The following is a 23,945-nucleotide window of genomic DNA, read 5'->3' as shown; positions in this document are numbered from 1 at the left end:
TGATGTACCGCTTTCGCGAGCAAGCCCGCTCCCACATTTGAACTGAGCTCCTCCAGCTGCAACGTTATTTGCCGCCACTACCGGCCACGCTTTCACCGCCGCGCGTCAGGTAATAGGCACCGAGAATCGGGAACATCGTCACCAGCATCACCAGCATCGCCACCACGTTGGTCACCGGCACATCCCGTGGGCGGCTCAGTTGGTTGAGCAGCCACAGCGGCAAGGTGCGTTCGTGGCCGGCGGTGAAAGTGGTGACGATGATTTCGTCGAACGACAGCGCAAAGGCGAGCATGCCGCCGGCCAGCAGCGCCGAGCCCAGGTTGGGCATGATGATGTAGCGGAAGGTCTGCCAGCCGTCGGCGCCCAGGTCCATCGAGGCTTCGATCAGGCTGTGGGACGTGCGGCGCAGGCGGGCGATGACGTTGTTGTAGACGATCACCACGCAGAACGTCGCGTGGCCGACGATGATGGTGAACATCCCCGGCTCGATCCCGAGCGTCTTGAAAGTCGCCAGCAACGCGATACCGGTGATGATCCCCGGCAGCGCGATCGGCAGGATCAGCATCAACGACACGCCTTGCTTGCCAAAGAACTCACGGCGATACAGCGCCGCCGAGGCCAGCGTGCCGAGCACCATTGCAATCAGCGTGGCGATGGCGGCGATCTGCAGCGACAGTTTGATTGCTTCCAGCACGTCCGGCCGGGCGAAGGCCACGCTGAACCACTTCAGGGTGAAGCCCTGGGGCGGAAAGCTGAAGGCGGCTTCTTCGGTGTTGAAGGCGTAGAGGAAGATGATCAGGATCGGGAAATGGAGAAAAACCAGTCCACCCCAAGCGGCGATCTTCAGGCCCATAGAAGATTTTTCAGAGTGCATCGAAGGCCCCCAGGCGTTTGACGATGGACAGGTAAACCGCGATCAGCACGATCGGCACCAAGGTGAACGCCGCCGCCATGGGCATGTTGCCGATGGCGCCTTGCTGGGCGTAGACCATGCCGCCGACGAAGTAGCCGGGTGGGCCCACCAGTTGCGGCACGATGAAATCGCCCAGGGTCAGGGAGAACGTGAAGATGGAACCGGCGGCAATGCCCGGCACCGACAGCGGCAGAATCACCTGCATGAAGGTCTGGCGCGGCTTGGCTCCCAAGTCGGCAGAGGCTTGCAGCAAGGACGGCGGCAAGCGCTCCAGGGAGGCTTGGATCGGCAGGATCATGAACGGCAGCCAGATGTAGACGAACACCATGAAGCGCCCCAGGTGCGAAGTGCTCAAAGTGCTGCCACCCACGCCGGGAATGCCCAGCACGAACTGCAACAACGGCTCCAGGCCCAGGTGCTGCACGAACCACTGCGCCACGCCGCCCTTGGCCAGCAGCAAGGTCCAGGCATAAGCCTTGACGATGTAGCTGGCCCACATCGGCATCATCACTGCGATATAGAAGAACGCCTTGGTCTTGCCCGTGGTGTAGCGCGCCATGTAGTAGGCGATGGGGAAGGCCACGATGGCGCTGGCGATCGACACCACGATCGCCATGCTCAGGGTGCGCACGATGATGTCGAAATTCGACGGCTGGAACAGCGCGGCAAAGTTGGCCAGGGTCAGGTCCGGCGTGACCGCCATGGTGAAGTCGTCGAAGGTATAGAAGCCTTGCCACAGCAGGGTCAGCAACGAACCGAGGTAGATCGCGCCGAACCAGATCAGCGGCGGCACCAGCAGCATTGCCAGGTAGAGGTTGGGCTTACGGTACAGCAGGTTGGAAAACCTGCGCATCGGCGGATGGGAAAGGGCCAGGCTCATGTCACACCTCGCCTGCGCTGTCGGTCAGCGGGGTCATGGCTTCCCGTGCCCAGCGAGCGGTGATGGACTGGCCGACCTGATGGCCGCTGCTGATGTCCAGCCATTGGTTGTTGGCTTGGCTGATGTTCAGCGCCTGGCCGTTTTCCAGTTTCAGTTCATAGCGGGTGGCGCTGCCCTGGTATTGGATATCGTGGAGCAGACCGCTGATTTCCACTTCGCCGGCGCCCAACGGGCCCTCGGCAAAGCGCACGTGTTCCGGGCGGATCGAGAACGGCTGCGCGTTGCCGCTGAGGCGCTGGGCCAGCTCGCCGCGAATCACGTTGGAAGTGCCGACGAACTCGGCGACGAACGCGGTGGCGGGTTTCATGTAGAGGTTGCGCGGGGTGTCGACCTGCTCGATGCGACCTTTGTTGAACACGGCCACACGGTCGGACATCGACAGTGCTTCGGTCTGGTCGTGAGTCACGAAGATAAAGGTGATGCCCAGCTGGCGTTGCAGCTTCTTCAGCTCGCTTTGCATCTGCTCGCGCAGCTTGAGGTCAAGGGCGCCCAGTGGCTCGTCCAGCAGCAACACGCGCGGGCGATTGACCAGGGCGCGAGCCAGGGCCACCCGTTGGCGTTGACCACCGGAAAGCTGCACCGGCTTGCGGTCGCCGTAGCCGCCGAGGGCGACCATGGCCAGGGCTTCTTCGGCACGGTTCAGGCGTTCGGCCTTGCCCACGCCCTTGACCTTGAGGCCGTAGGCGACGTTGTCGCGCACATTCATATGGGGGAACAGCGCGTAATCCTGGAACACGGTGTTCACATCGCGCTGATACGGCGGCAAGCCGGCGGCTTCCTCGCCATGGATACGGATCGAGCCTGCGCTCGGCTGCTCGAACCCGGCGATCAGGCGCAGGCAGGTGGTCTTGCCCGAGCCGGAAGGGCCGAGCATGGAAAAGAACTCGCCGTCCTGGATATCGATGGAAACCCGGTCAACGGCTTTCACTTCGCCGAACTGACGGGAAACGTGGGTGAATTGGACTGCAAGCGTCATGGTGCGGTGCTCCGAAAAGGCGCGGGTCGTCGCAGCGGCCCGGCCTGGACTTCTGAAAAAACAATGCGGTAGTGAGTTTGGCTCGGTCCCAATGTGGGAGCTGTTCTGTGGGAGCCGGGCTTGCCCGCGATGCAGGCACCTCGGTGTATCAGCTACTGCGAGGTGATGCTTTCGCAGGCAAGCCAGCTCCCACATACACCCTGCCCACATAGGATCTATGCAGCCAGGAAGGCCTTACCTGCCGCCCATGATCGCGATGTAATCCTGGGTCCAGCGACTGTACGGCACGAACTTGCCGCCTTCAGCCTGCGGGGTTTTCCAGAAGGCGATCTTTTCGAACTGGTCGAAACCATTGGTCTTGCAACCCTCGGCGCCGAGCAGTTCGCTTTCCTTGCAGGCCGCAGGCACGGCAGGCAGCGAGCCGAACCAGGCGGCGACATCGCCCTGGACCTTCGGCTGCAGCGACCAGTCCATCCACTTGTAGGCGCAGTTCGGGTGCTTGGCCTCGGTGTGCAGCATGGTGGTGTCGGCCCAGCCGGTGGCGCCTTCCTTCGGAATCGTCGAAGCAATCGGCTGCTTCTCGTTCTGCAGGCCGTTGACCTGATACGGCCAGGCGCTGGAGGCCACCACGCCTTCGTTCTTGAAGTCACTCATTTGCACGGTGGTGTCGTGCCAGTAGCGGTGGATCAGCGGTTGTTGCGCGCGCAGCAATTCGAGCACGGCCTTGTACTGGGTTTCGGTCAGTTCGTACGGGCTTTGGATGCCCAGTTCCGGCTTGGTGCTCTTCAGGTACAGCGCCGCATCTGCAATGTAGATCGGGCCGTCATACGCCTGCACACGGCCTTTGTTGGGTTTGCCGTCCGGCAGGTTCTGCGCGTTGAACAGCACGTCCCAGCTGGTGGGCGCGGTCTTGAACACGTTGGTGTTGTACATCAGCACGTTCGGGCCCCACTGGTACGGGGTGCCGTAGGTTTGCTGGCCGACCACGTACCACGGCGCGTCCTTGAGACGCGGGTCGATGTTCTTCCAGTTGGGGATCAGCGCGGTATTGATCGGCTGAACGCGCTTGCCGACGATCAACCGCAGCGAAGCATCGCCGGACGCGGTGACCAGGTCATACCCGCCCTTGGCCATCAGGCTGACCATTTCGTCCGAGGTGGCGGCGGTCTTCACATTGACCTTGCAGCCGGTTTCCTTCTCGAAACCGCTGACCCAGTCGTAGGCCTTGTCGCTTTCGCCACGTTCGATGTAACCGGGCCAGGCGACGATATCCAGCTGGCCTTCGCCGGCACCCACCGCCTTGAGCGGTTCGGCGGCCTGGAGGCTGGCGCTGGCCAGCAGCGCGGTGGTCAGGGCACTGAGCAGTGCGGTCTTGTGCGCAGACATGGGGGTTCCCTCTTCTTTAATTATGGTCGGGGCAGTTGTTCAAACCGGTAACGCATGAGCTTAGTTGTTGTTTTAAAGATGCTGGCCATGGCGCGCCATGATGTGGCGCACCACGCTGTAGTCCTGCAGCGAATCGCTGGACAGGTCCTTCCCATACCCCGAGCGCTTCAAGCCGCCGTGGGGCATTTCGCTGACCAGCATGAAATGGCTGTTGATCCAGGTGCAGCCATACTGAAGGCGCGCCGCCACTTGCATGGCTTTGTCCAGGTTCTGGGTCCACACCGACGAGGCCAGGCCGTATTCGGAGTCGTTGGCCCAGTCCACCGCCTGCTCCAGCTCGTCGAAGCGCGTCACCGTGACCACCGGGCCGAAGACTTCGCGCTGCACGATTTCATCGTTCTGTTTGCAGCCGGCCAGCAGCGTCGGCTGGTAATAAAAGCCGGCACCGGAATGCACGGCGGCGCCGGTGATGCGTTCGATATGCGGCTGGCCGAGGGCGCGTTCGACAAAACTGGCAACCCGGTCGCGCTGGCGCGTGCTGATCAGCGGGCCCAGTTCGTTGTCGGCATCGCGTTTGCCGGCAAAACGCAGGCTGCTCACGGCAGCGCCAAGCTCAGCAACCAGTTTGTCGTGGATACCCGCCTGGGCGTAGATGCGGCACGCGGCGGTGCAATCCTGGCCGGCGTTGTAGTAGCCGTAGGCGCGCACACCCTCGACCACGGCTTGCAGGTCGGCGTCGTTGCACACGATCACGGGGGCCTTGCCGCCCAGTTCCAAGTGCGTGCGTTTAAGGGTTTTGGAGGCGGCTTGCAGGATCTTCTGCCCGGTAACGATATCGCCGGTCAGCGAGACCATGCGCACCTTGGCGTGGCTGACCAGATGGCTGCCGACACCTTCGCCGCCCCCACAGAGAATATTGATCACCCCACGCGGCAGCAGCTCTTTAAGGACAGGGGCGAGGGCCAGGATCGACAGGGGCGTGTGTTCCGACGGCTTGAACACCAGGGTATTACCGGCGGCCAGGGCCGGGGCGATCTTCCACGCGGCCATCATCAGTGGGTAATTCCACGGTGCAATCGAGGCCACCACGCCAATCGGATCGCGGCGCACCATGCTGGTGTAGCCCGGCAGGTATTCACCGCTCAGTTGCCCGGTCTGGCAACGCACAGCCCCGGCGAAGAAGCGGAATACATCGACGGTGGCACTCAAATCATCCTGACGCGCCAGGTGCAAGGGCTTACCGCAGTTCAGGGATTCCAGACGGGCCAAGTAGTCGGCTTGTTTTTCGATGGCGTCGGCAATGCCCAATAGGATGTTCGAGCGCTGCTGCGGCGTGGTGCGTGACCAGCCGGCAAAGGCGCGATGGGCGGCGAGGATCGCGGTTTCGACCTGCTCGGTGCTGGCTTCGGCGATTTGGGTGAGCACTTCACCGGTGGCCGGGTTGAGGATCGGTTCGGCAAAACCCTGGCCCTGGACCAGTTCGCCGTCGATCAGCAACGCAGTGAGCAGCGGGGTGGGCGCGCCGGACATTTTTCGCGATCTCTTTTCTTGTGTGGCCATGGGCGTTCTCTTACAAGGCGCCTGACCTTCTCTTAGGGGATGAACAGAGACTAGAGGTCAGGCGCGAGGTCAACAAATACTAAATACTGAATGCAGCATTCGATTAAATAGATGGCTTGCGCGGGTGGGGCTGTTCACGGGCGACGGTGAGGAACGGGTCTACCAGCGCAGGCCGTGCGGTGCCACGGCGCCAAGCCAGGCCCACGTCGAGGGTCTGGCTGAGGTCGGCAATCGGGCGCGCTTCAATGATGTCGCCCTCAAGCGACCAGGGGCGGTAGGTCATGTCCGGCTGGATCGACACGCCGAGGCCCGCCGCCACCAGGCTTCGCACGGCTTCGGTGGAAGCGGTGCGCAGGGTCACACGAGGTTGCAGGCCTGCGCCGGTCCACATGCGCTGGGCGTTGTGGCCCATTTCGTCGACGTTCAGCTGGATCAGCGGTTCACGTGCCACATCGGCCAAGTTAATGCTGTCGTGTTCCAGCAGCGGGTGCTGCGCCGGCAGCCACAGGCGGTGAGGGGAGTGCGTGAGCACTTCGGTTTGCAGGGCGTGGCGGTCTTCAAGGTTGGAGAGGATCAGCACGCCCACGTCGATTTCGCCGCTGACCAGCAAATGCTCGATGTACGGGCGCTCATCCTCCATGACGCGGATCTCCACGTTGGGGTAGGCGCGTTGGAAGCGTGTGAGCAGGTCGGCGAGGTAGTAACCGGCCACCAGGCTGGTCACGCCGATGATCAACTGGCCGGCCACTTGGTCGGTGCTCTGTTGCAGGCTGCGCTTGGCGTTGTCGACGGTGGCAAGGATCAGATGCGCCTGGCGCAGGAACTGATGGCCCTGGTGGGTCAGGGTCATGCCCTTGGCGTGACGGTTGAACAAGTTGACGCCGATTTCCTGCTCCAGTTGCTGGATCGCCAGGGTCAAGGTGGACTGGGAAATAAACGCCGTCTGCGCGGCGGCGGAGATCGAGCCGGTCTCGGCCACGGCGATAAAGTGCCGGATTTGACGCAAGGTCATCATGCTGGAATTACCAGTGGGGTGTTTTTATAGATTTGTTCGAGTGTATATCGATTCAAGTGAAGGGCGACCGCGTTACATCTGGAAGCACTCTAGATCGAGGCTTTTTGGCACTTAGTTTTACGCTGGGAGCCTATTGGTCTTATGAACCCTAGTGTCTGGAGGCTACGAATGAATACCCGTGGATTGCTCGATCAGTTGCTCAAGTCTGGCCAGGACATGCTGCACAACAAGGCTGGCGGCCAGCGTAAACAGGACGACAAAGGCGCGCTGGGCGGGTTGCTCGGCGGTGGTGGCCTGGGCAGCCTGCTGGGCGGTGCTGGGGGCGGCGCGCTGGCAGCGGGTGCCATGGGCCTGCTGCTGGGCAACAAGAAAGCGCGCAAATTCGGTGGCAAAGCGCTGACCTACGGCGGCCTGGCGGCATTGGGCGTGATCGCCTATAAAGCCTACGGCAACTGGCAGGCCAACCAGGCCAATGCGCCCCAGGGCGAGCCGCAGACCATCGACCGCCTGCCACCGGCGCAGGTCGAGCAACACAGCCAAGGCATCCTCAAGGCGCTGGTCGCCGCAGCCAAGGCCGACGGCCATGTGGACGAGCGCGAACGCGAGCTGATCGAAGGCGAATTCACCAAGCTCGATAACGACCGCGAGCTGCAAAGCTGGCTGCACGCCGAACTCAACAAGCCCCTGGACCCTGCTGACGTGGCGCGCGCTGCCGGCACGCCGGAGATGGCGGCTGAGATGTACATCGCCAGCGTGATGCTGGTGGACGAGGAAAACTTCATGGAGAAGGCCTACCTCGACGAGCTGGCACGCCAACTGAAACTGGAGCCAGGCTTGAAGCTGGAGCTGGAGAAACAGGTGCGCCAAGCCACCCTCTGAGCCTGTCATTGACCACGAACACCCCGGTTGCCGCCATGGCCCGGGGTGTTTTTGCATTCTGCGGGTGCTACATCAAAACCCGTTGATAAATGAGGGCTTGTGCTCAGCTATACTCCCCCCATTTGAATGGCCCTTCGAGGAATTACTGTGAAGAATTGGACCTTGCGCCAACGGATTTTGGCGAGCTTTGCGGTCATTATCGCGATCATGCTGCTGATGGTCGTGGTGTCCTACTCACGGTTGCTGAAGATCGAAGCCAGCCAGGAAGCGGTCCGGGACGATGCGGTGCCAGGGGTATACCTCAGCTCGATGATCCGCAGCGCCTGGGTCGATAGCTATTTGCAGACCATCGACATCATCGGCCTGCGCGACGACAAAACCTTCACTAATACCGATAAGACGGACTACAAGTCGTTCGAAGCGCGTATTGAACAGCAGATGGCCAGCTATGAAAAAACCATTCATGGCCAGGCCGATCGCATGGAGTTCGATAACTTCAAGGCGGCGCACATCAATTACAACAGAGTCCTGAGCCAGGTACTCGAGCGCGTCGACGCCAATGACCTGCCGGGTGCGCGCACATTGCTGGAAGAGCAATTGACGCCGATCTGGACCGAAGGGCGCATGAAGCTCAACGACATCATTACTGAAAACAAGAACGTGTCTGACCGGGCCACGGCGGCGATCGACGAGTCGGTGCTGTCGGCCAAGATCAGCATGGCCGTGTCGCTGGTCATCGCCATCCTCGCCGCCGGCTTGTGCGGCCTGCTGCTGATGCGCGCGATCATGGCGCCAATGCAGCGCATCGTCGACATCCTCGAAACCATGCGCGACGGCGACCTCAGCAAACGCCTGAACCTGGAGCGCAAGGACGAGTTCGGCGCCGTCGAAACCGGCTTCAACGACATGATGACCGAGCTGACCGCGCTGGTGTCCCAGGCCCAGCGCTCGTCGGTGCAGGTGACCACCTCGGTGACCGAGATCGCCGCCACCTCCAAGCAGCAACAGGCCACTGCCACCGAAACCGCGGCCACCACCACCGAGATCGGCGCCACCTCCCGCGAGATCGCTGCCACGTCCAAGGACCTGGTGCGCACCATGACCGAAGTGTCCACCGCCGCCGACCAGGCATCGGTCGCCGCCGGTTCCGGCCAGCAAGGCCTGGCGCGCATGGAAGAGACCATGCACTCGGTGATGGGCGCCGCCGACCTGGTGAACGCCAAGCTGGCGATCCTCAATGAGAAGGCCGGCAACATCAACCAAGTGGTGGTGACCATCGTCAAGGTCGCCGACCAGACCAACCTGCTGTCGCTCAATGCCGCCATCGAGGCCGAAAAGGCTGGCGAATACGGCCGTGGTTTCGCCGTGGTCGCCACCGAAGTGCGGCGCCTGGCCGACCAGACTGCCGTGGCCACCTACGACATCGAACAGATGGTGCGCGAGATCCAGTCGGCGGTGTCGGCGGGCGTGATGGGCATGGACAAGTTCTCTGAAGAAGTGCGTCGCGGCATGTTCGAAGTGCAGCAAGTGGGCGAGCAACTGTCGCAGATCATCCATCAGGTGCAGGCGCTGGCGCCACGGGTGTTGATGGTCAATGAAGGCATGCAGGCCCAGGCCACCGGTGCCGAGCAGATCAACCACGCCCTGGTGCAACTGGGCGATGCCAGCAGCCAGACCGTGGAGTCCCTGCGCCAGGCCAGCTTTGCCATTGACGAGCTGAGCCAGGTCGCGGTCGGTCTGCGCAGCGGCGTGTCGCGTTTCAAAGTCTGATGAGCGACCTCGCGGCTAAACGCGGCGCCGTCCCGGCAGCGAAAAAGGCGTTGTTCCTGGTGTTCCACATCGGCGACGAGCGCTTCGCCCTCAGGGCCACGGAAATTGCCGAGGTCCTGCCGCGCGTGCCGCTCAAACCCATTGCTCATGCGCCGGCGTGGGTGGCGGGCATCTTTGCCCACCGTGGCGCGCTGGTGCCGGTCATCGACCTCTGCGCCCTGACCTTCGGCCAACCGGCGCAGGCACGTACCAGCACGCGCCTGGTGCTGGTCAATTACCAGCCGCAGCCCTGGGTTGAAGCCCGCTGGCTGGGGCTGATCCTGGAACAAGCCACCGACACCCTGCGTTGCGACCTTGGCGAGTTCAAGACCTACGGCCTGGACAACCGCGAGGCGCCATACCTGGGGTTGGTGCGTGAAGATGCCTTGGGCTTGATGCAGTGGATCGGCGTCAACGAACTGCTCACCGATGACGTGCGCGCCGTGCTGTTTTCTGCCGAGCTGCGCGTATGAGCCACGACCCGCGTTTCTTTGCCTTCCTTAAAGAGCGCATCGGCCTGGACGTCGCGTCGGTCGGCGAAGCCATCATCGAGCGTGCGGTGCGCCAGCGCAGCCAGGCCGTCAATGCACAAACGGTCGGCGACTACTGGCTGCACCTGCAAAGCTCCGTTGATGAGCAGCAGGCGCTGATCGAAGCGGTGATCGTTCCCGAAACCTGGTTTTTCCGTTACCCCGAATCCTTTGCGACCCTGGCTCGCCTGGCCAAGGCGCGCCTGGCGGAAATCAAGCAGATGCGCGCACTGCGTATCCTCAGCCTGCCGTGTTCCACCGGCGAAGAACCCTATTCGATTGCCATGGCGCTGCTGGACGCCGGCCTTGCGCCGCACCAGTTCAAAGTGCAGGGCATGGACGTCAGCCCGCTGTCGGTGGAGCGCGCGCGACGTGCGGTGTACGGCAAGAACTCGTTTCGCGGGGGAGATATCGGTTTTCGCGACCGCCACTTCACTGAGTATGGCGACGGCTATCACCTGGCCGACCGCGTGCGCGAACAGGTGCGCATGCAAGTCGGCAACCTGCTCGACCCGGCGCTGCTGGCCAATGAGCCGAGCTATGACTTTGTGTTCTGCCGCAACCTGCTGATCTACTTCGACCAGCCGACCCAGAAGCAAGTGTTCGACGTGCTCAAGGGCCTGACACACGTGGATGGCGTGCTCTTTATCGGCCCCGCCGAGGGCAGCCTGCTGGGGCGCCATGGCATGCGTTCGATCGGTGTGCCGCAGTCCTTTGCGTTCAGCCGGCATGCCGAGCCGGCCCAGCCTGAACCCGCGTTCAAGCCGATGCCCGCGCCATTGCCGCAACGCAGCACCGCGTCGATTGCCCCCAAGCCACGACCGTTTACCTCTGCGAGTGCCCAGGTGGTGCCGATCAAGGCGCCGCCGTCCGACGCAGGCGACTTGCTCAGCCAGATCGCCACCTTGGCCAACGAAGGCAAAAGTGCCGAGGCCCGTGCAGCCTGCGAACGTTACTTGAGTAGTCACCCGCCCGCCGCCCAGGTGTTCTACTGGCTGGGGCTGCTCAGCGACGTGGCCGGCAGCGCCCTGGAAGCCCAGGGCTATTATCGAAAAGCCTTGTACCTGGAACCCCAGCATCCGCAGGCCTTGATGCACCTGGCCGCGTTGCTCGAGTCCCAGGGCGACAGTGCGGGGGCGCGCCGCTTGCAGGCGCGGGCTGCCCGGAGTGAGCGAGCTGACAGTGAGTCCAAACGATGAGTAGCACCGACGCGCTCGACACCGCGGGCCTGGACCTGACCCTGGCCGACACCCAGGCCATCGACGATTGCTGGAACCGTATCGGCATCCACGGCGACAAGTCCTGCCCCTTGCTGGCAGACCATATCCATTGCCGTAACTGTTCGGTGTACTCGGCGGCCGCCACGCGTTTGCTCGACCGTTACGCCTTGCAGCAGGACGCGCATCGACCGCACGCGGCGGTCGAGGTGGACGAGGATGTGGTCACCCGGTCGCTGTTGATGTTCCGTCTCGGCGAAGAATGGCTGGGCATTGCCACCCGCTGCCTGGTGGAAGTCGCGCCGCTGCAACCGATTCACTCGCTGCCCCATCAGCGCTCGCGCGCCTTGCTCGGCGTGGCCAACGTGCGCGGCGCGCTGGTAGCGTGCCTGTCGCTGGTGGAGTTGCTGGGCCTGGACGCTACCGGCAATGGCGCCAGCGGTGGGCGGATCATGCCGCGTATGCTGATCATCGCTGCCCAGGATGGCCCGGTGGTGGTGCCGGTGGATGAAGTCGACGGAATTCACGCCATCGATGAGCGCACCTTGAAGGCAGCATCCGCCTCGGGCACCCAGGCCAGCGCGCGCTACACCCAAGGTGTGTTGCAGTGGAAAGGCCGCAGCCTGCGTTGGCTGGACGAGGCGCAATTGTTGTCCGCCGTGACCCGGAGCCTCACATGACCCCCGACCAGATGCGCGATGCCTCGCTGCTGGAACTGTTCAGCCTGGAAGCCGATGCGCAGACCCAGGTACTGAGCGCGGGCCTGCTGGCCCTGGAGCGCAACCCGACCCAGGCCGACCAGCTTGAAGCCTGCATGCGCGCGGCGCATTCGCTCAAGGGCGCCGCCCGCATTGTTGGGGTGGACGCTGGCGTCAGCGTGTCCCACGTCATGGAGGATTGCCTGGTCAGCGCCCAGGAAAGCCGCCTGTACCTGCAACCTGAGCATATTGATGCGCTGCTGCAAGGCACCGACCTGCTGATGCGCATCGCTACACCCGGCAATGACGTGGGGCCGGCGGACATCGAAGCCTACGTGGCGTTGATGGAGCGCCTGCTCGATCCGTCCCAGGCGCCGGTTAAACCGACCGCGCCAGAGCCTGCGCCTGCGCCCGTGGTCGAAGAACTGCCACCGGAACCCGAGCCCGCGCCGCCGGTGACCAGCGAGCCACCGCGCCAAGGCAAGCGCATGACCGAAGGCGGCGAACGCGTACTGCGGGTGACTGCCGAGCGCTTGAACAGCCTGCTGGACCTGTCGAGCAAATCCCTGGTGGAAACCCAGCGGCTCAAGCCGTACCTGGCCAGCCTGCAGCGCCTCAAACGCATTCAAAGCCAGAGCGTACGCGCACTGGACACCCTGGACGGGCAACTCAAGACCCAGGCCCTGAACCACGAAGCCCAGGAAGCCCTGGCCGACACGCGCCGACTGCTCAGCGAAGCCCAGGCCCTGCTGGCGGAAAAAACCGCCGAGCTGGACGAGTTTGGCTGGCAGGCCGGGCAACGCGCCCAAGTGCTCTACGACACTGCGCTGGCGTGCCGCATGCGTCCGTTTGCCGATGTGCTGGCCGGGCAAGTGCGCATGGTCCGCGACCTCGGGCGCAGCCTCGGCAAGCAGGTGCGCCTGGAGATCGAGGGCGAAAAGACCCAGGTCGACCGTGACGTGCTGGAAAAACTCGAAGCGCCGCTCACTCATTTATTGCGCAATGCCGTCGACCACGGCATCGAAATGCCTGAGCAACGCCTGTTGGCGGGCAAGCCGGCCGAAGGCTTGATCCGCCTGCGCGCCTCTCATCAGGCCGGTTTGCTGGTGCTGGAACTGAGCGATGACGGCAATGGCGTCGACCTGGAGCGCCTGCGCGGCACCATCGTCGACCGGCACTTGTCGCCGGTGGAAACCGCCCTGCGCCTGAGCGAAGAAGAGTTGCTGACGTTCCTGTTCCTGCCGGGGTTCAGCCTGCGCGACAAGGTCACCGAAGTGTCCGGGCGCGGGGTCGGCCTGGATGCGGTGCAGCACATGGTCCGCCAACTGCGCGGCGCAGTGGTGCTGGAACAGACGGCGGGGCAGGGCAGTCGTTTTCACCTGGAAGTGCCGCTGACCTTGTCGGTGGTGCGCAGCCTGGTGGTGGAAGTCGGCGAGGAAGCCTATGCGTTCCCGCTGGCCCATATCGAACGCATGTGCGACCTGGCGCCGGATGACATTGTGCAGCTGGAAGGTCGCCAGCATTTCTGGCACGAGGGCCGGCATGTCGGCCTGGTCGCCGCCAGCCAGTTGTTGCAGCGCCCGGCGGGGCAGGCCCCGTCCGAAACCTTGAAAGTGGTGGTGATCCGCGAGCGCGATGCGGTCTACGGGATTGCCGTGGAGCGCTTTATCGGCGAGCGTACGCTGGTGGTGTTGCCGCTGGATGATCGCCTGGGCAAGGTCCAGGATATTTCCGCCGGTGCCTTGCTGGATGACGGCTCGGTGGTGTTGATCGTCGACGTGGAAGACATGCTGCGTTCGGTGGACAAACTGCTTAACACCGGCCGTCTGGAGCGTATTGCCCGGCGCAGCCAGCAAACCACCGAGGCGCCGCGCAAGCGGGTGCTGGTGGTCGATGACTCGCTGACCGTGCGTGAGCTGCAACGCAAATTGTTACTTAATCGTGGTTATGAAGTGGCCGTGGCGGTCGATGGCATGGACGGCTGGAACGCCTTGCGTTCCGAAGACTTTGACCTGTTGATCACTGATATTGATATGCCTCGCATGGACGGTATTGAATTGGTCACACTCTTGCGCCGTGACAGTCGCCTGCAATCGTTGCCGGTGATGGTGGTGTCTTATAAAGATCGTGAAGAAGACCGACGTCGTGGACTGGATGCCGGCGCCGACTATTATTTAGCCAAAGCCAGTTTCCACGATGATGCCCTGTTGGACGCCGTGGTGGAACTGATCGGAGGCGCACGGGCATGAGGATTGCGATCGTCAATGACATGCCCATGGCAGTGGAGGCCTTGCGCCGCGCCTTGAGCTTCGAGCCTGCGCACGAGGTGGTGTGGGTGGCCAGTAATGGCCTGGAAGCGGTGCAGCGCTGTGCCGAACTGACGCCGGACCTGATCCTGATGGACTTGATCATGCCGGTGATGGACGGTGTGGAAGCCACTCGCCAGATCATGGCCGAGACCCCGTGCGCCATCGTTATCGTGACCGTCGACCGCCAGGCCAACGTGAGCCGGGTCTTCGAGGCCATGGGCCACGGTGCCCTGGACGTGGTGGACACCCCGACCCTCGGCGTGGGCAACCCCAAGGATGCGGCGGCACCGCTGTTGCGCAAGATCCTCAACATCGGCTGGCTGATCGGCCAGCGCGGCAGCCGCGTGCGCGCCGAAACCGCGCCGCAGCGTTCCTCGGGCAAACGCCAGAGCCTGGTGGCCATCGGCTCTTCGGCGGGCGGCCCGGCTGCCCTGGAAATCCTGCTCAAGGGCTTACCCCGCGACTTCCCCGCCGCCATCGTGCTGGTGCAGCATGTGGACCAGGTGTTCGCCGCTGGCATGGCCGAGTGGCTGAGCAGCGCCTCCGGCCTGCCGGTACGCCTGGCCCGCGAAGGCGAGCCCCCGCAAAGCGGCGTGGTGCTGCTGGCCGGCACCAACCACCACATTCGTTTATTGAAGAATGGCACGCTAGCCTATACCGCAGAGCCGGTGAACGAGATTTACCGGCCTTCGATCGACGTGTTCTTCGAAAGAGTGGCCAGCCACTGGAATGGCGATGCCGTCGGTGTACTGCTGACCGGCATGGGGCGCGACGGGGCCCAGGGCCTCAAGTTGCTGCGTGAACAAGGTTATTTGACCATCGCCCAGGATCAGCAGAGCTCGGCGGTGTATGGCATGCCCAAAGCGGCGGCGGCGATTGATGCTGCTGTTGAAATTCGCCCACTGGATAGAATTGCGCCCCGATTGCTGGAGGTCTTTGCCAAATGAACACGACCTCTCGCAGCACCGGCTTGCAGGCAGTAATTCAGGTGACTGCACATGAATGATTTACAGATCGACGACATCAAGACCGACGAAAACGCCGCCATGGTGTTGCTGGTCGACGACCAGGCCATGATCGGCGAAGCCGTGCGGCGTGGCCTGGCCCATGAAGAAAACATCGACTTCCATTTCTGCGCCGATCCCCACCAGGCCATCGCCCAGGCGATCCGTATCAAGCCGACCGTTATCCTGCAGGACCTGGTGATGCCTGGCCTTGACGGCCTGACCCTGGTACGCGAATACCGCAACCATCCGGCCACGCAGAACATCCCGATCATCGTGCTTTCCACCAAGGAAGATCCGCTGATCAAGAGCGCGGCTTTTTCTGCCGGGGCCAATGATTATCTGGTCAAGCTGCCGGACAACATCGAGTTGGTGGCGCGCATTCGCTATCACTCGCGGTCCTACATGACCCTGTTGCAGCGGGATGCGGCTTACCGTGCGTTGCGGGTCAGCCAGCAGCAGTTGCTGGACACCAATCTGGTATTGCAGCGGCTGATGAACTCCGACGGCCTCACCGGGCTGTCTAACCGTCGTCACTTTGATGAATACCTGGAGCTGGAATGGCGTAGGGCCATGCGTGACCAGACTCAGTTGTCGTTGTTGATGATTGATGTGGATTTCTTCAAGACCTATAACGATAGTTTTGGGCACGTTGAAGGGGATGAGGCGTTGCGCAAGGTGGCGGCGACCATTCGTGAGGCGAGCAGTCGGCCTTCGGATTTGCCGGCGCGCTATGGCGGTGAGGAGTTTGCCCTGGTGCTGCCTAACACCTCGCCGGGCGGGGCGCGGTTGGTGGCCGAGAAGCTGCGCATGGCGGTGGCTGCTCTGAAGATTCCGCATAACGCGCCGACTGAGGGAGCGAGTCTGACTATCAGTATTGGGCTGTCGACTATGACGCCGGTGCAGGGGACGGATTGTCGTCAATTGATCATGGCGGCGGATAAGGGGTTGTATACGGCTAAGCATAATGGGCGGAATCAGGTGGGGATTGAGTAGGGCTTAGCGCTGCTGTGTACATATCCGTTGCTGCGGTTACGGCTGGTATTGGTTCCGCTCTTACAGCGGGTCACTTTTTGAAGAGCGCAAAAAGTAACCAAAAACGCTTCGCCCCAACACTCGGTGCCTCGCTTAGGCTCGGCATGCCCTCACTCCGGCTTGAATCCGTGGGCCGCCGCGATGGGCCATCCTTGGCCCAGCGCGGCTAACCCGGCGTCCTGCCGGGTTACCCACGGATTCAAGCCTGCGTTCGGCCAGCGTGTTTGACGGGGCGCCTAAGATCAAAATCAAGATCAAGAGCGACTCGCTTCGCATCGTGGATACGCAGTCCCTTGTAGGAGCCGGCTTGCCGGCGAAAAACGTGAGGACGCCGCGTTTTGTCAGGTTCCCCCGCGTCATCGTTGAAGACCATCGCCGGCAAGCCGGCTCCTACAGGACCGCGTTGGCTTTTGCCTTTGCTTCACACCACTCAAGCCGGCTGTCAGGCCGCTGTGCTCTTGCTTTTGATCTTGATCTTAGGCGCCCCGTCAAACACGCTGGCCGGAATTCGGCAGGGATTTGGGGGGTAAACCGGCAGGGATGCCGGTTTAGCTGCCCCGCGCCATGGATGGCGCGTGGCGGCGGCCCCCCAAATCACTGTCGGATTACGGGCACACCGAGCCTAGGCGAGGTGCCGAGTGTTGGGGCAAGAGCCTTTTGGTTACTTTTGGGCTCTTTTCAAAAGTGACCCGCTGTAAGAGCGGAACCAATACCAGCCGTTACCGCAGCAACGGATATGTACCCCGTAAAGCCCACCCCCAACGCCTTTTCGCCAAGCGGGCTGCCGCTCCCCCCCATTTCCCGTTATACTCGCCGGCTTTCAAAAGTTCGCCAACGAGTGCTGCCCGCCATGGAAATCAACCCGATCCTTAACACCATCAAGGACCTGTCCGAGCGCTCCGAAACTATTCGGGGGTATCTTTGACTACGATCAAAAGCATGAGCGTCTGACCGAAGTCAATCGCGAGCTTGAAGATCCGAGTGTCTGGAACAAACCCGAATACGCCCAGGAACTGGGCCGCGAGCGCGCTGCGCTGGCGCAGATCGTCGATACCCTCGACGAACTGAACACCGGTCTGGCCGATTGCCGTGACCTGCTGGACATGGCCGTCGAAGAAAACGACGAAGGCGCAGTGGGCGATGTCGTCGCCGAGCTGGCCCGTCTCGAGGAAAACCTCGCCAAGCTTGAATTCCGCCGCATGTTCAGCCACGAAATGGACCCGAACAACGCCTACCTGGACATCCAGGCCGGTTCCGGTGGCACCGAGGCGCAGGACTGGGCCAACATCCTGCTGCGCATGTACCTGCGCTGGGCTGACAAGCGCGGTTTCGAAGCGACCATCATGGAACTGTCCGCCGGTGAAGTCGCCGGTATCAAGGGCGCGACCGTGCATATCAAGGGTGAATACGCCTTTGGCTGGTTGCGCACGGAGATCGGCGTGCACCGCCTGGTGCGCAAGAGCCCGTTCGACTCCGGCAACCGTCGCCACACCTCGTTCTCTGCGGTGTTTGTCTCGCCAGAGATCGACGACAAGGTCGAGATCGAGATCAACCCGGCCGACCTGCGTATCGACACCTACCGTTCCTCCGGTGCCGGTGGCCAGCACGTGAACACCACCGACTCGGCCGTACGTATCACCCACGTACCGACCAACACCGTGGTCAGCTGCCAGAACGAACGTTCCCAGCACGCCAACAAGGACACCGCCATGAAAATGCTGCGGGCCAAGTTGTACGAGCAGGAAATGCAGAAACGCAACGCCGCGTCACAGGCGTTGGAAGACACCAAGTCGGATATCGGCTGGGGTCACCAGATCCGCTCTTATGTGCTGGATGCGTCGCGGATCAAGGATCTGCGCACTAACATCGAACGCAGCGACTGTGACAAGGTGCTCGACGGCGATATCGACGAATACCTGGAAGCCAGCCTGAAATCCGGCCTCTAAAGAACCTTGTAGGAGCGGGCTTGCCCGCGATCCCCAGCCGAAGGCTGGGGAAAACGTATCTGTGATGGAATTTCAAAAGACATGAGCGACCAACAACTCGACCCGCAAGCCCTGCAACAGGAAGAAAACGCCCTGATCGCCCTGCGCAAGGAAAAGCTTGCTGCCGAGCGCGCCAAGGGCAATGCCTTCCCCAACGACTTCCGCCGCGAAAACTACTGCGATGCCTTGCAGAAGCAGTACGCGGACAAGACCAAGGAAGAGCTGGCAGAGGCTGCGATCCCGGTCAAGGTGGCAGGTCGCATCATGCTCAACCGTGGCTCGTTCATGGTGATCCAGGACATGACCGGTCGCATTCAGGTCTACGTCAACCGCAAGACCCTGTCCGAAGAAACCCTGGCCTCGGTGAAAACCTGGGACATGGGCGACATCATTGCCGCCGAAGGCACCCTGGCCCGTTCCGGCAAGGGCGACCTGTATGTTGAAATGACCAGCGTGCGCCTGCTGACCAAATCCCTGCGCCCGCTGCCGGACAAGCACCACGGCCTGACGGACACCGAACAGCGCTATCGCCAGCGCTACGTTGACCTGATCGTCAACGAAGACGTGCGCCAGACCTTCCGCGTGCGTTCGCAAGTCATCGCCCACATCCGCAGCTTTCTGATGAAGCGTGACTTCCTGGAAGTGGAAACGCCGATGCTGCAAACCATCCCCGGTGGTGCCGCAGCCAAGCCGTTCGAAACCCACCACAATGCGCTGGACATGGAAATGTTCCTGCGTATCGCGCCGGAGCTGTACCTCAAGCGCCTGGTGGTTGGCGGCTTCGAGAAAGTGTTCGAGATCAACCGCAACTTCCGTAACGAAGGTGTCTCGACCCGTCACAACCCAGAATTCACCATGTTGGAGTTCTACCAGGCCTACGCCGACTACGAAGACAACATGGACCTCACCGAAGAACTGTTCCGCGAACTGGCGCAGTTGGTCCTGGGCAGCACTGACGTGCCGTACGGCGACAAAGTGTTCCACTTCGGCGAGCCCTTCGTGCGCCTGTCGGTATTCGACTCGATCCTCAAGTACAACCCTGAGCTGACCGCCGACGACCTGAACGACATCGACAAGGCCCGTGCGATCGCCAAGAAAGCCGGTGCCAAGGTGCTGGGCTTCGAAGGCCTGGGCAAATTGCAGGTGATGATTTTCGAAGAGCTGGTCGAGCACAAGCTGGAACAGCCGCACTTCATTACCCAGTACCCGTTCGAAGTGTCGCCGCTGGCCCGTCGCAACGATGACAACCCGAACGTCACCGACCGCTTCGAGCTGTTCATCGGTGGCCGTGAAATCGCCAACGCCTATTCCGAGCTCAACGATGCGCAAGACCAGGCCGAGCGCTTCATGGCCCAGGTGGCGGACAAGGACGCCGGCGACGACGAAGCCATGCATTACGACGCTGACTTCGTGCGTGCCCTGGAATACGGCATGCCGCCAACCGCCGGTGAAGGGATCGGCATCGACCGCCTGGTGATGCTGCTGACCAACTCGCCGTCGATCCGCGACGTGATCTTGTTCCCGCACATGCGGCCACAAGCGTAACCGTAGCGAAATCCGAAGCCGCCTTTTATAAGGCGGCTTTTTTATGGGGCGTCTATAAGCGTCAAGCAAACAGCGCCAGGTTTTGATCTTTTCAAGGATGTGTGTCGTGAACCGCGTAATGGCTCAAGAAGGCGCCGCCGGCATTGCTGCTGCCGTGGCTGAAAGCGTCCAGTACCAGGGCCGCAAGGCCAGCCGTCGGGGCAGTGAGCAGCGCAGGCAAGACATTCTCGATGCGGCCATGCGCATTGTGGTGCGTGACGGCGTGCGGGCCGTGCGCCATCGCGCGGTGGCGGCGGAGGCGGGGGTGCCGTTGTCGGCCACCACCTACTATTTCAAGGACATCGATGACCTGCTCACCGATACCTTCGCCCAATACGTCGAGCGCAGCGCCGCCTTCATGGGCAAGTTGTGGGTGCGTAACGAAGGCCTGCTGCGTGAAATGGTCGCCTACGGTGATGGCAGCCCGCAGTCACGCTCGCAACTGGCCGATGACATCGCACGGCTGACCGCCGACTACGTGCAGCGCCAACTGACCAATCGCCGTGAACACTTGATGGCCGAGCAGGCGTTCCGCCAGGAAGCCTTGCTCAACCCGCGCCTGGCTGAACTGGTGCGCTCCCACCAGCAGATTCTGTTGCAGGGCACGGGGCAGTTTTTCCAGGTGTTGGGCTCGCGTGAGCCACAGCAGGATGCCAAAGTGTTGACGGCGATAATCAGTCGGATGGAATATCAGGGCCTGCTGGGCGGCGCAGAGCCTCTGACCGGTGAAGAGATGCTTGAGATCCTCAAGCGTTACATGCATTTGGTGTTGGCCTCGGTCTGACACCGGGGGATGTCCAATGAAAACCTGGCGTAGGGTTGTAATCGCCTTGTCGTTCCTGCTGCTCAGCGGTTGCCTGGTGACCTTCAAGGACCCGCTGCCGGCCCATGAAGCCGCACCGCCAGCCCTGCTGGGCCAGTGGTCGAGCAAGAATGCCTGGGGCGAGCCGCTCAACCTGCGAATCACGCGCGTCGGTGAACACCGCTACAAAGCCGTAAGCTACCCTACAGCCAAGCCGCAGCAGCGTGATGAGTACCTGTTCAGTGTGTCGCGCCATGGTGATCGCTGGTACCTGTCGGCGCCGTTGCCGGCCAAGCTGGGTGGGCATTTCATTCTCGCTGGGTTTGAAATCGACGAAAAGCACGAATTGGTGGTCTACAACCTCGACCTTGAGCAGATTCATCAAGCGATAGGCCAAAAGTCACTGCATGGCAGTACTGTGCAAACCGTCGAAGGCGCCGGGGTGCTGGTGGACAGCCCTCTGGACCAGGTGTTTGCGTACCTGGATGACCCGGCCAATGCCGATGTATTCGTGGAAGCCGTGCGCTACCGGCGCGCGGGCAAATAACGTTTAAAGGGGAAGCACCGGGTGGACGATTACCAGCAGACGATACGCACCTTGTCTGATCGCATTGTGCTGGCGCAAACACCGATTCGCGTCCTCGACGCCGTGAAGTGGGACGAAAACATTCGCCAGGGATTCCTCAAGGCCAAGGGCAAGGAAATGCCGGCGGTGAACCGCGACTACTACCTCAATCGGCCACTGTCCTTCGACTCCAGCGCGGTGAAGCTGGAATTCCAGAACATCGAGCGCGACATCACCCGCCGCCTTGGCCAGTTCAGCCCGGTGGGGCAGATCATGCGCCGCATGTGCAAGGAATACCGCATGGTGGTGCGCATGCTCGAAGCGCGCGGCACCGAGGATTTCGGCCTGATTTCCCAGGAGCTGTACGGCGCGGCCTCCGATGCGTTTCACGCCGGCGACCCGACCTTGGCCGACCTGGGCCTGATGCTGTCCGACTACCTGAACAACATCGATGGCCGTGGCGACTTGAAGGATGAGGCCAAGACCCTCACCGCCAAGGACGCCGTCGCCTTGCTGCAAACTCGCCTGAACAAGGTGTTCGGCGAGGCCGAAGAAACCATCCGCGTGTTCGAGTCCGACGGTATCGTCGCCGACGCCGCGGCGGGTGCCGACTACATCAAGATCCGCGCCGACGCGATGTTCAACGACCGCGACGTTCGCGCCCTGGAAGTGCATGAGGGCCTGGTGCACGTGGGCACCACCCTCAATGGCCAGAACCAGCCGATCTGCACCTTCCTGTCCAAGGGCCCGCCGTCGTCCACCGTGACCCAGGAAGGCCTGGCGATCCTGATGGAGATCATCACCTTCGCCTCCTACCCGAGTCGCCTGCGCAAGCTGACCAACCGCACCCGCGCTATCCACATGGTGGAAGAGGGCGCCGACTTCCTGCAGGTGTTCGAGTTCTTCCGCGAGCAAGGCTTTGAGATGGCCGAAAGCTATGGCAACGCCAGTCGCGTATTCCGTGGCTCGGTGCCGACCGGTCTGCCGTTTACCAAGGACCTGTCCTACCTCAAGGGCTTTATCATGGTCTACAACTACATCCAGCTCGCCGTGCGCAAAGGCAAGCTGGAACAAGTGCCGCTGCTGTTCTGCGGCAAGACCACCCTGGAAGACATGCGTACCCTGCGCCAACTGGTCGATGAAGGCCTGGTGGTGCCGCCCAAGTACCTGCCCGAGCAGTTCCGTGACATGAACGCCCTGGCGGCGTGGATGTGCTTCTCCAACTTCCTCAACCACTTGAGCCTGGACCGGATCGAGGCGGATTACTCGAATATCCTTTGACGAAACCGGATCGACCTGTGGGAGCGGGCTTGCTCGCGAAAGCGGTACATCAGATATACATAAGTTGACTGATACACGGCTTTCGCGAGCAAGCCCGCTCCCACATTTGAATCTCTGAAATTTAAAATTTCGAATAATAGCGAGGCTTCAACGGATGAGAATCCTCGGCATTCTTTGCCTGCTACTCACATTGAACGGCTGCAGCTCACTGCTGTTCTACCCCGAACCCGGCCTGCCATTCACGCCGGAAAAAGCCCATCTGCAATATCGCGACGTCACCTTGACCACCGCCGACGGCGTGAAGCTCCACGCCTGGTGGTTGCCGGCCCAGGCTGGTGTGCCGCTCAAGGGCACGGTGCTGCATTTGCACGGTAACGGCGGCAACCTGGCCTGGCACCTCGGTGGCAGTTGGTGGTTGCCTGAGCAAGGCTACCAAGTGCTGCTGCTGGACTATCGCGGTTATGGCTTGTCGGAAGGCAAGCCCTCGTTACCCGCGATCTATCAGGATGTGGACGCGGCGTTCAGTTGGATCGACAAGGCGCCTGAAACCCAGGGCCAGCCGCTGATCGTGCTGGGCCAAAGCCTGGGCGGTGCATTGGCGGTGCACTACCTGGCAGCTCACCCGGAGCGCCAAGCCCAGCTCAAGGCGTTGGTGCTGGACGGCGTGCCTGCCAGTTATCGTGACGTAGGACAATTCGCCCTGAGCACCTCGTGGTTAACATGGCCGTTTCAGGTGCCGCTGTCCTGGCTGGTCCCGGACGCCGACAGTGCGATCCATGCCATGCCCCAGCTGACCAGTGTGCCGAAGCTGTTGTTCCACAGCCTGGATGACCCGATCGTGCCCGTGGCCAACGGCATCCGCCTGTACCAGGCCGCGCCACCGCCCAGGGTATTGCAACTGACCCGGGGCGGGCATGTACAGACCTTTGCCGACAAGACCTGGCAAACCGTGATGCTGCGCTACCTGGAAGACCCGCAACACTTCAACGGTTTGCGTCGCCTGGGCGAAATTCCGAATTACCCCATTCCTAACGTTGATTCATCAGAGAACCCGCAATGAGCGAAGAACGCAACATGATCCCGCTGATCCTCACCGGCATCGGCACCATCATCGGTACCGTCGGCTGCTTGTGGTACTACGGCTACCTGCACTTCGCCAAGCCGGAAGATGCGTTACTGCTCAGCGATTTCACCCTGCTCAAGACCGTGCCAGGCGAGGACTACAAGATCTCCCTGACCCCGGCAGCGCAAGTGGCGCAGTGTGTGGATGGCGTGCTGGTGATGTTCGACACCGAGCAGAAAGGCCTGAGCGGTGTGCTGGTGAATAATAAGAAACAGGCGGTGCGGTGCATGGGCCAGGAGACACCACAGCTCCAGCAGTGATCCGGGCGCATCGCGTCTGAAATATTTGGAACCGTTTTGCCTGACCGACCACTCAATGGCTCGTCAACGTTCGT

Annotated in this window: 21 protein-coding genes; 15 read left to right on the top strand and 6 right to left on the bottom strand. The window is 62.0% G+C overall.

Going from position 1 to position 23,945, the window contains the following annotated elements:
* Nucleotides 1-64 precede the first annotated feature (64 nt).
* The 6 genes from KHP07_RS02370 to KHP07_RS02345 form a co-directional block, all read right to left on the bottom strand.
* Nucleotides 65-874: an ABC transporter permease gene (locus KHP07_RS02370; protein ID WP_012722540.1), complete on the bottom strand. Its 810-nt coding sequence runs from the start codon at nucleotides 872-874 to the stop codon at nucleotides 65-67.
* Entirely contained in the window at nucleotides 864-1,793 is a 930-nt protein-coding gene (locus tag KHP07_RS02365) for an ABC transporter permease (protein ID WP_078047160.1), read from the bottom strand. Before KHP07_RS02365 ends, KHP07_RS02370 begins: the two co-directional genes overlap by 11 nt.
* Before the next feature lies 1 nt (nucleotide 1,794).
* Nucleotides 1,795-2,829, bottom strand: coding sequence for an ABC transporter ATP-binding protein (locus tag KHP07_RS02360; RefSeq protein WP_078047161.1), 1,035 nt, complete (start codon nucleotides 2,827-2,829; stop codon nucleotides 1,795-1,797).
* A 234-nt stretch (nucleotides 2,830-3,063) separates the two neighbouring features.
* The gene (ydcS, locus tag KHP07_RS02355) at nucleotides 3,064-4,215 is read right to left on the bottom strand and encodes a putative ABC transporter substrate-binding protein YdcS (RefSeq protein WP_078047162.1); all 1,152 of its coding nucleotides are present in this window, start codon (nucleotides 4,213-4,215) and stop codon (nucleotides 3,064-3,066) included.
* Nucleotides 4,216-4,287: 72 nt separating this feature from the next.
* Nucleotides 4,288-5,745 carry a gamma-aminobutyraldehyde dehydrogenase gene (locus tag KHP07_RS02350; protein WP_214496537.1) on the bottom strand — a complete coding sequence of 486 codons (1,458 nt, stop codon included), beginning with the start codon at nucleotides 5,743-5,745 and terminating at the stop codon, nucleotides 4,288-4,290.
* A gap of 133 nt (nucleotides 5,746-5,878) precedes the next feature.
* The gene (locus tag KHP07_RS02345; RefSeq protein ID WP_003209548.1) at nucleotides 5,879-6,790 is read right to left on the bottom strand and encodes a LysR family transcriptional regulator; all 912 of its coding nucleotides are present in this window, start codon (nucleotides 6,788-6,790) and stop codon (nucleotides 5,879-5,881) included.
* Nucleotides 6,791-6,958: 168 nt separating this feature from the next.
* On the opposite strand from KHP07_RS02345, the gene KHP07_RS02340 reads away from it, so the two are divergent.
* The 15 genes from KHP07_RS02340 (at nucleotide 6,959) to KHP07_RS02270 (ending at nucleotide 23,871) form a co-directional block, all read left to right on the top strand.
* A complete protein-coding gene (locus tag KHP07_RS02340) occupies nucleotides 6,959-7,669 on the top strand; it encodes a tellurite resistance TerB family protein (protein WP_078047165.1) in 711 nt (236 codons plus the stop codon).
* Nucleotides 7,670-7,816: 147 nt separating this feature from the next.
* Nucleotides 7,817-9,439, top strand: coding sequence for a methyl-accepting chemotaxis protein (locus KHP07_RS02335; protein ID WP_078047166.1), 1,623 nt, complete (start codon nucleotides 7,817-7,819; stop codon nucleotides 9,437-9,439).
* Nucleotides 9,439-9,951 carry a chemotaxis protein CheW gene (locus tag KHP07_RS02330; RefSeq protein ID WP_078047167.1) on the top strand — a complete coding sequence of 171 codons (513 nt, stop codon included), beginning with the start codon at nucleotides 9,439-9,441 and terminating at the stop codon, nucleotides 9,949-9,951. Before KHP07_RS02335 ends, KHP07_RS02330 begins: the two co-directional genes overlap by 1 nt.
* Nucleotides 9,948-11,207 (top strand): CheR family methyltransferase, encoded by a 1,260-nt coding sequence (locus KHP07_RS02325; protein WP_214496536.1) that lies wholly within the window; start codon nucleotides 9,948-9,950, stop codon nucleotides 11,205-11,207. The genes KHP07_RS02330 and KHP07_RS02325 overlap by 4 nt, the downstream gene beginning before the upstream one ends.
* On the top strand, nucleotides 11,204-11,905 hold the full coding sequence (locus KHP07_RS02320) for a chemotaxis protein CheW (RefSeq protein WP_078047169.1): 702 nt from the start codon (nucleotides 11,204-11,206) through the stop codon (nucleotides 11,903-11,905). Before KHP07_RS02325 ends, KHP07_RS02320 begins: the two co-directional genes overlap by 4 nt.
* Nucleotides 11,902-14,172 carry a hybrid sensor histidine kinase/response regulator gene (locus tag KHP07_RS02315; protein ID WP_214496535.1) on the top strand — a complete coding sequence of 757 codons (2,271 nt, stop codon included), beginning with the start codon at nucleotides 11,902-11,904 and terminating at the stop codon, nucleotides 14,170-14,172. Before KHP07_RS02320 ends, KHP07_RS02315 begins: the two co-directional genes overlap by 4 nt.
* Nucleotides 14,169-15,179 (top strand): chemotaxis response regulator protein-glutamate methylesterase, encoded by a 1,011-nt coding sequence (locus KHP07_RS02310; protein ID WP_214496534.1) that lies wholly within the window; start codon nucleotides 14,169-14,171, stop codon nucleotides 15,177-15,179. Before KHP07_RS02315 ends, KHP07_RS02310 begins: the two co-directional genes overlap by 4 nt.
* Before the next feature lie 51 nt (nucleotides 15,180-15,230).
* Nucleotides 15,231-16,232: a response regulator gene (locus KHP07_RS02305; protein WP_078047172.1), complete on the top strand. Its 1,002-nt coding sequence runs from the start codon at nucleotides 15,231-15,233 to the stop codon at nucleotides 16,230-16,232.
* Nucleotides 16,233-17,121: 889 nt separating this feature from the next.
* Nucleotides 17,122-18,217 (top strand): peptide chain release factor 2 gene (prfB, locus tag KHP07_RS02300; protein WP_099493714.1). Its coding sequence is split into 2 segments (ribosomal slippage): nucleotides 17,122-17,193 and nucleotides 17,195-18,217, totalling 1,095 coding nucleotides; the frame shifts between segments, so codons are not numbered across the junction.
* An 81-nt stretch (nucleotides 18,218-18,298) separates the two neighbouring features.
* Entirely contained in the window at nucleotides 18,299-19,801 is a 1,503-nt protein-coding gene (lysS, locus tag KHP07_RS02295) for a lysine--tRNA ligase (protein ID WP_078047173.1), read from the top strand.
* A gap of 106 nt (nucleotides 19,802-19,907) precedes the next feature.
* Nucleotides 19,908-20,624: a TetR/AcrR family transcriptional regulator gene (locus tag KHP07_RS02290; RefSeq protein WP_078047174.1), complete on the top strand. Its 717-nt coding sequence runs from the start codon at nucleotides 19,908-19,910 to the stop codon at nucleotides 20,622-20,624.
* A gap of 16 nt (nucleotides 20,625-20,640) precedes the next feature.
* On the top strand, nucleotides 20,641-21,189 hold the full coding sequence (locus tag KHP07_RS02285; RefSeq protein ID WP_078047175.1) for a hypothetical protein: 549 nt from the start codon (nucleotides 20,641-20,643) through the stop codon (nucleotides 21,187-21,189).
* A 21-nt stretch (nucleotides 21,190-21,210) separates the two neighbouring features.
* Nucleotides 21,211-22,488 carry a flavohemoglobin expression-modulating QEGLA motif protein gene (locus tag KHP07_RS02280; RefSeq protein ID WP_078047176.1) on the top strand — a complete coding sequence of 426 codons (1,278 nt, stop codon included), beginning with the start codon at nucleotides 21,211-21,213 and terminating at the stop codon, nucleotides 22,486-22,488.
* A 154-nt stretch (nucleotides 22,489-22,642) separates the two neighbouring features.
* A complete protein-coding gene (locus KHP07_RS02275) occupies nucleotides 22,643-23,548 on the top strand; it encodes an alpha/beta hydrolase (RefSeq protein ID WP_214496533.1) in 906 nt (301 codons plus the stop codon).
* Nucleotides 23,545-23,871 (top strand): PA3694 family proteiin, encoded by a 327-nt coding sequence (locus KHP07_RS02270; protein ID WP_069022076.1) that lies wholly within the window; start codon nucleotides 23,545-23,547, stop codon nucleotides 23,869-23,871. The genes KHP07_RS02275 and KHP07_RS02270 overlap by 4 nt, the downstream gene beginning before the upstream one ends.
* Nucleotides 23,872-23,945: the final 74 nt, after the last annotated feature.

This window comes from Pseudomonas sp. VS40 (assembly GCF_018587885.1).
GTDB lineage: Bacteria > Pseudomonadota > Gammaproteobacteria > Pseudomonadales > Pseudomonadaceae > Aquipseudomonas > Aquipseudomonas pergaminensis.
This window is presented reverse-complemented; position numbering and strand designations above follow the sequence as displayed.

Bases quoted from the DNA above. Each gene is read 5' to 3' on its own strand.
- KHP07_RS02370 (WP_012722540.1), bottom strand. From the start codon at position 874: ATGCACTCTGAAAAATCTTCTATGGGCCTGAAGATCGCCGCTTGGGGT.
- KHP07_RS02365 (WP_078047160.1), bottom strand. From the start codon at position 1,793: ATGAGCCTGGCCCTTTCCCATCCGCCGATGCGCAGGTTTTCCAACCTG.
- KHP07_RS02360 (WP_078047161.1), bottom strand. From the start codon at position 2,829: ATGACGCTTGCAGTCCAATTCACCCACGTTTCCCGTCAGTTCGGCGAA.
- ydcS (WP_078047162.1), bottom strand. From the start codon at position 4,215: ATGTCTGCGCACAAGACCGCACTGCTCAGTGCCCTGACCACCGCGCTG.
- KHP07_RS02350 (WP_214496537.1), bottom strand. From the start codon at position 5,745: ATGTCCGGCGCGCCCACCCCGCTGCTCACTGCGTTGCTGATCGACGGC.
- KHP07_RS02345 (WP_003209548.1), bottom strand. From the start codon at position 6,790: ATGATGACCTTGCGTCAAATCCGGCACTTTATCGCCGTGGCCGAGACC.
- KHP07_RS02340 (WP_078047165.1), top strand. From the start codon at position 6,959: ATGAATACCCGTGGATTGCTCGATCAGTTGCTCAAGTCTGGCCAGGAC.
- KHP07_RS02330 (WP_078047167.1), top strand. From the start codon at position 9,439: ATGAGCGACCTCGCGGCTAAACGCGGCGCCGTCCCGGCAGCGAAAAAG.
- KHP07_RS02325 (WP_214496536.1), top strand. From the start codon at position 9,948: ATGAGCCACGACCCGCGTTTCTTTGCCTTCCTTAAAGAGCGCATCGGC.
- KHP07_RS02320 (WP_078047169.1), top strand. From the start codon at position 11,204: ATGAGTAGCACCGACGCGCTCGACACCGCGGGCCTGGACCTGACCCTG.
- KHP07_RS02315 (WP_214496535.1), top strand. From the start codon at position 11,902: ATGACCCCCGACCAGATGCGCGATGCCTCGCTGCTGGAACTGTTCAGC.
- KHP07_RS02310 (WP_214496534.1), top strand. From the start codon at position 14,169: ATGAGGATTGCGATCGTCAATGACATGCCCATGGCAGTGGAGGCCTTG.
- KHP07_RS02305 (WP_078047172.1), top strand. From the start codon at position 15,231: ATGAATGATTTACAGATCGACGACATCAAGACCGACGAAAACGCCGCC.
- lysS (WP_078047173.1), top strand. From the start codon at position 18,299: ATGAGCGACCAACAACTCGACCCGCAAGCCCTGCAACAGGAAGAAAAC.
- KHP07_RS02285 (WP_078047175.1), top strand. From the start codon at position 20,641: ATGAAAACCTGGCGTAGGGTTGTAATCGCCTTGTCGTTCCTGCTGCTC.
- KHP07_RS02275 (WP_214496533.1), top strand. From the start codon at position 22,643: ATGAGAATCCTCGGCATTCTTTGCCTGCTACTCACATTGAACGGCTGC.
- KHP07_RS02270 (WP_069022076.1), top strand. From the start codon at position 23,545: ATGAGCGAAGAACGCAACATGATCCCGCTGATCCTCACCGGCATCGGC.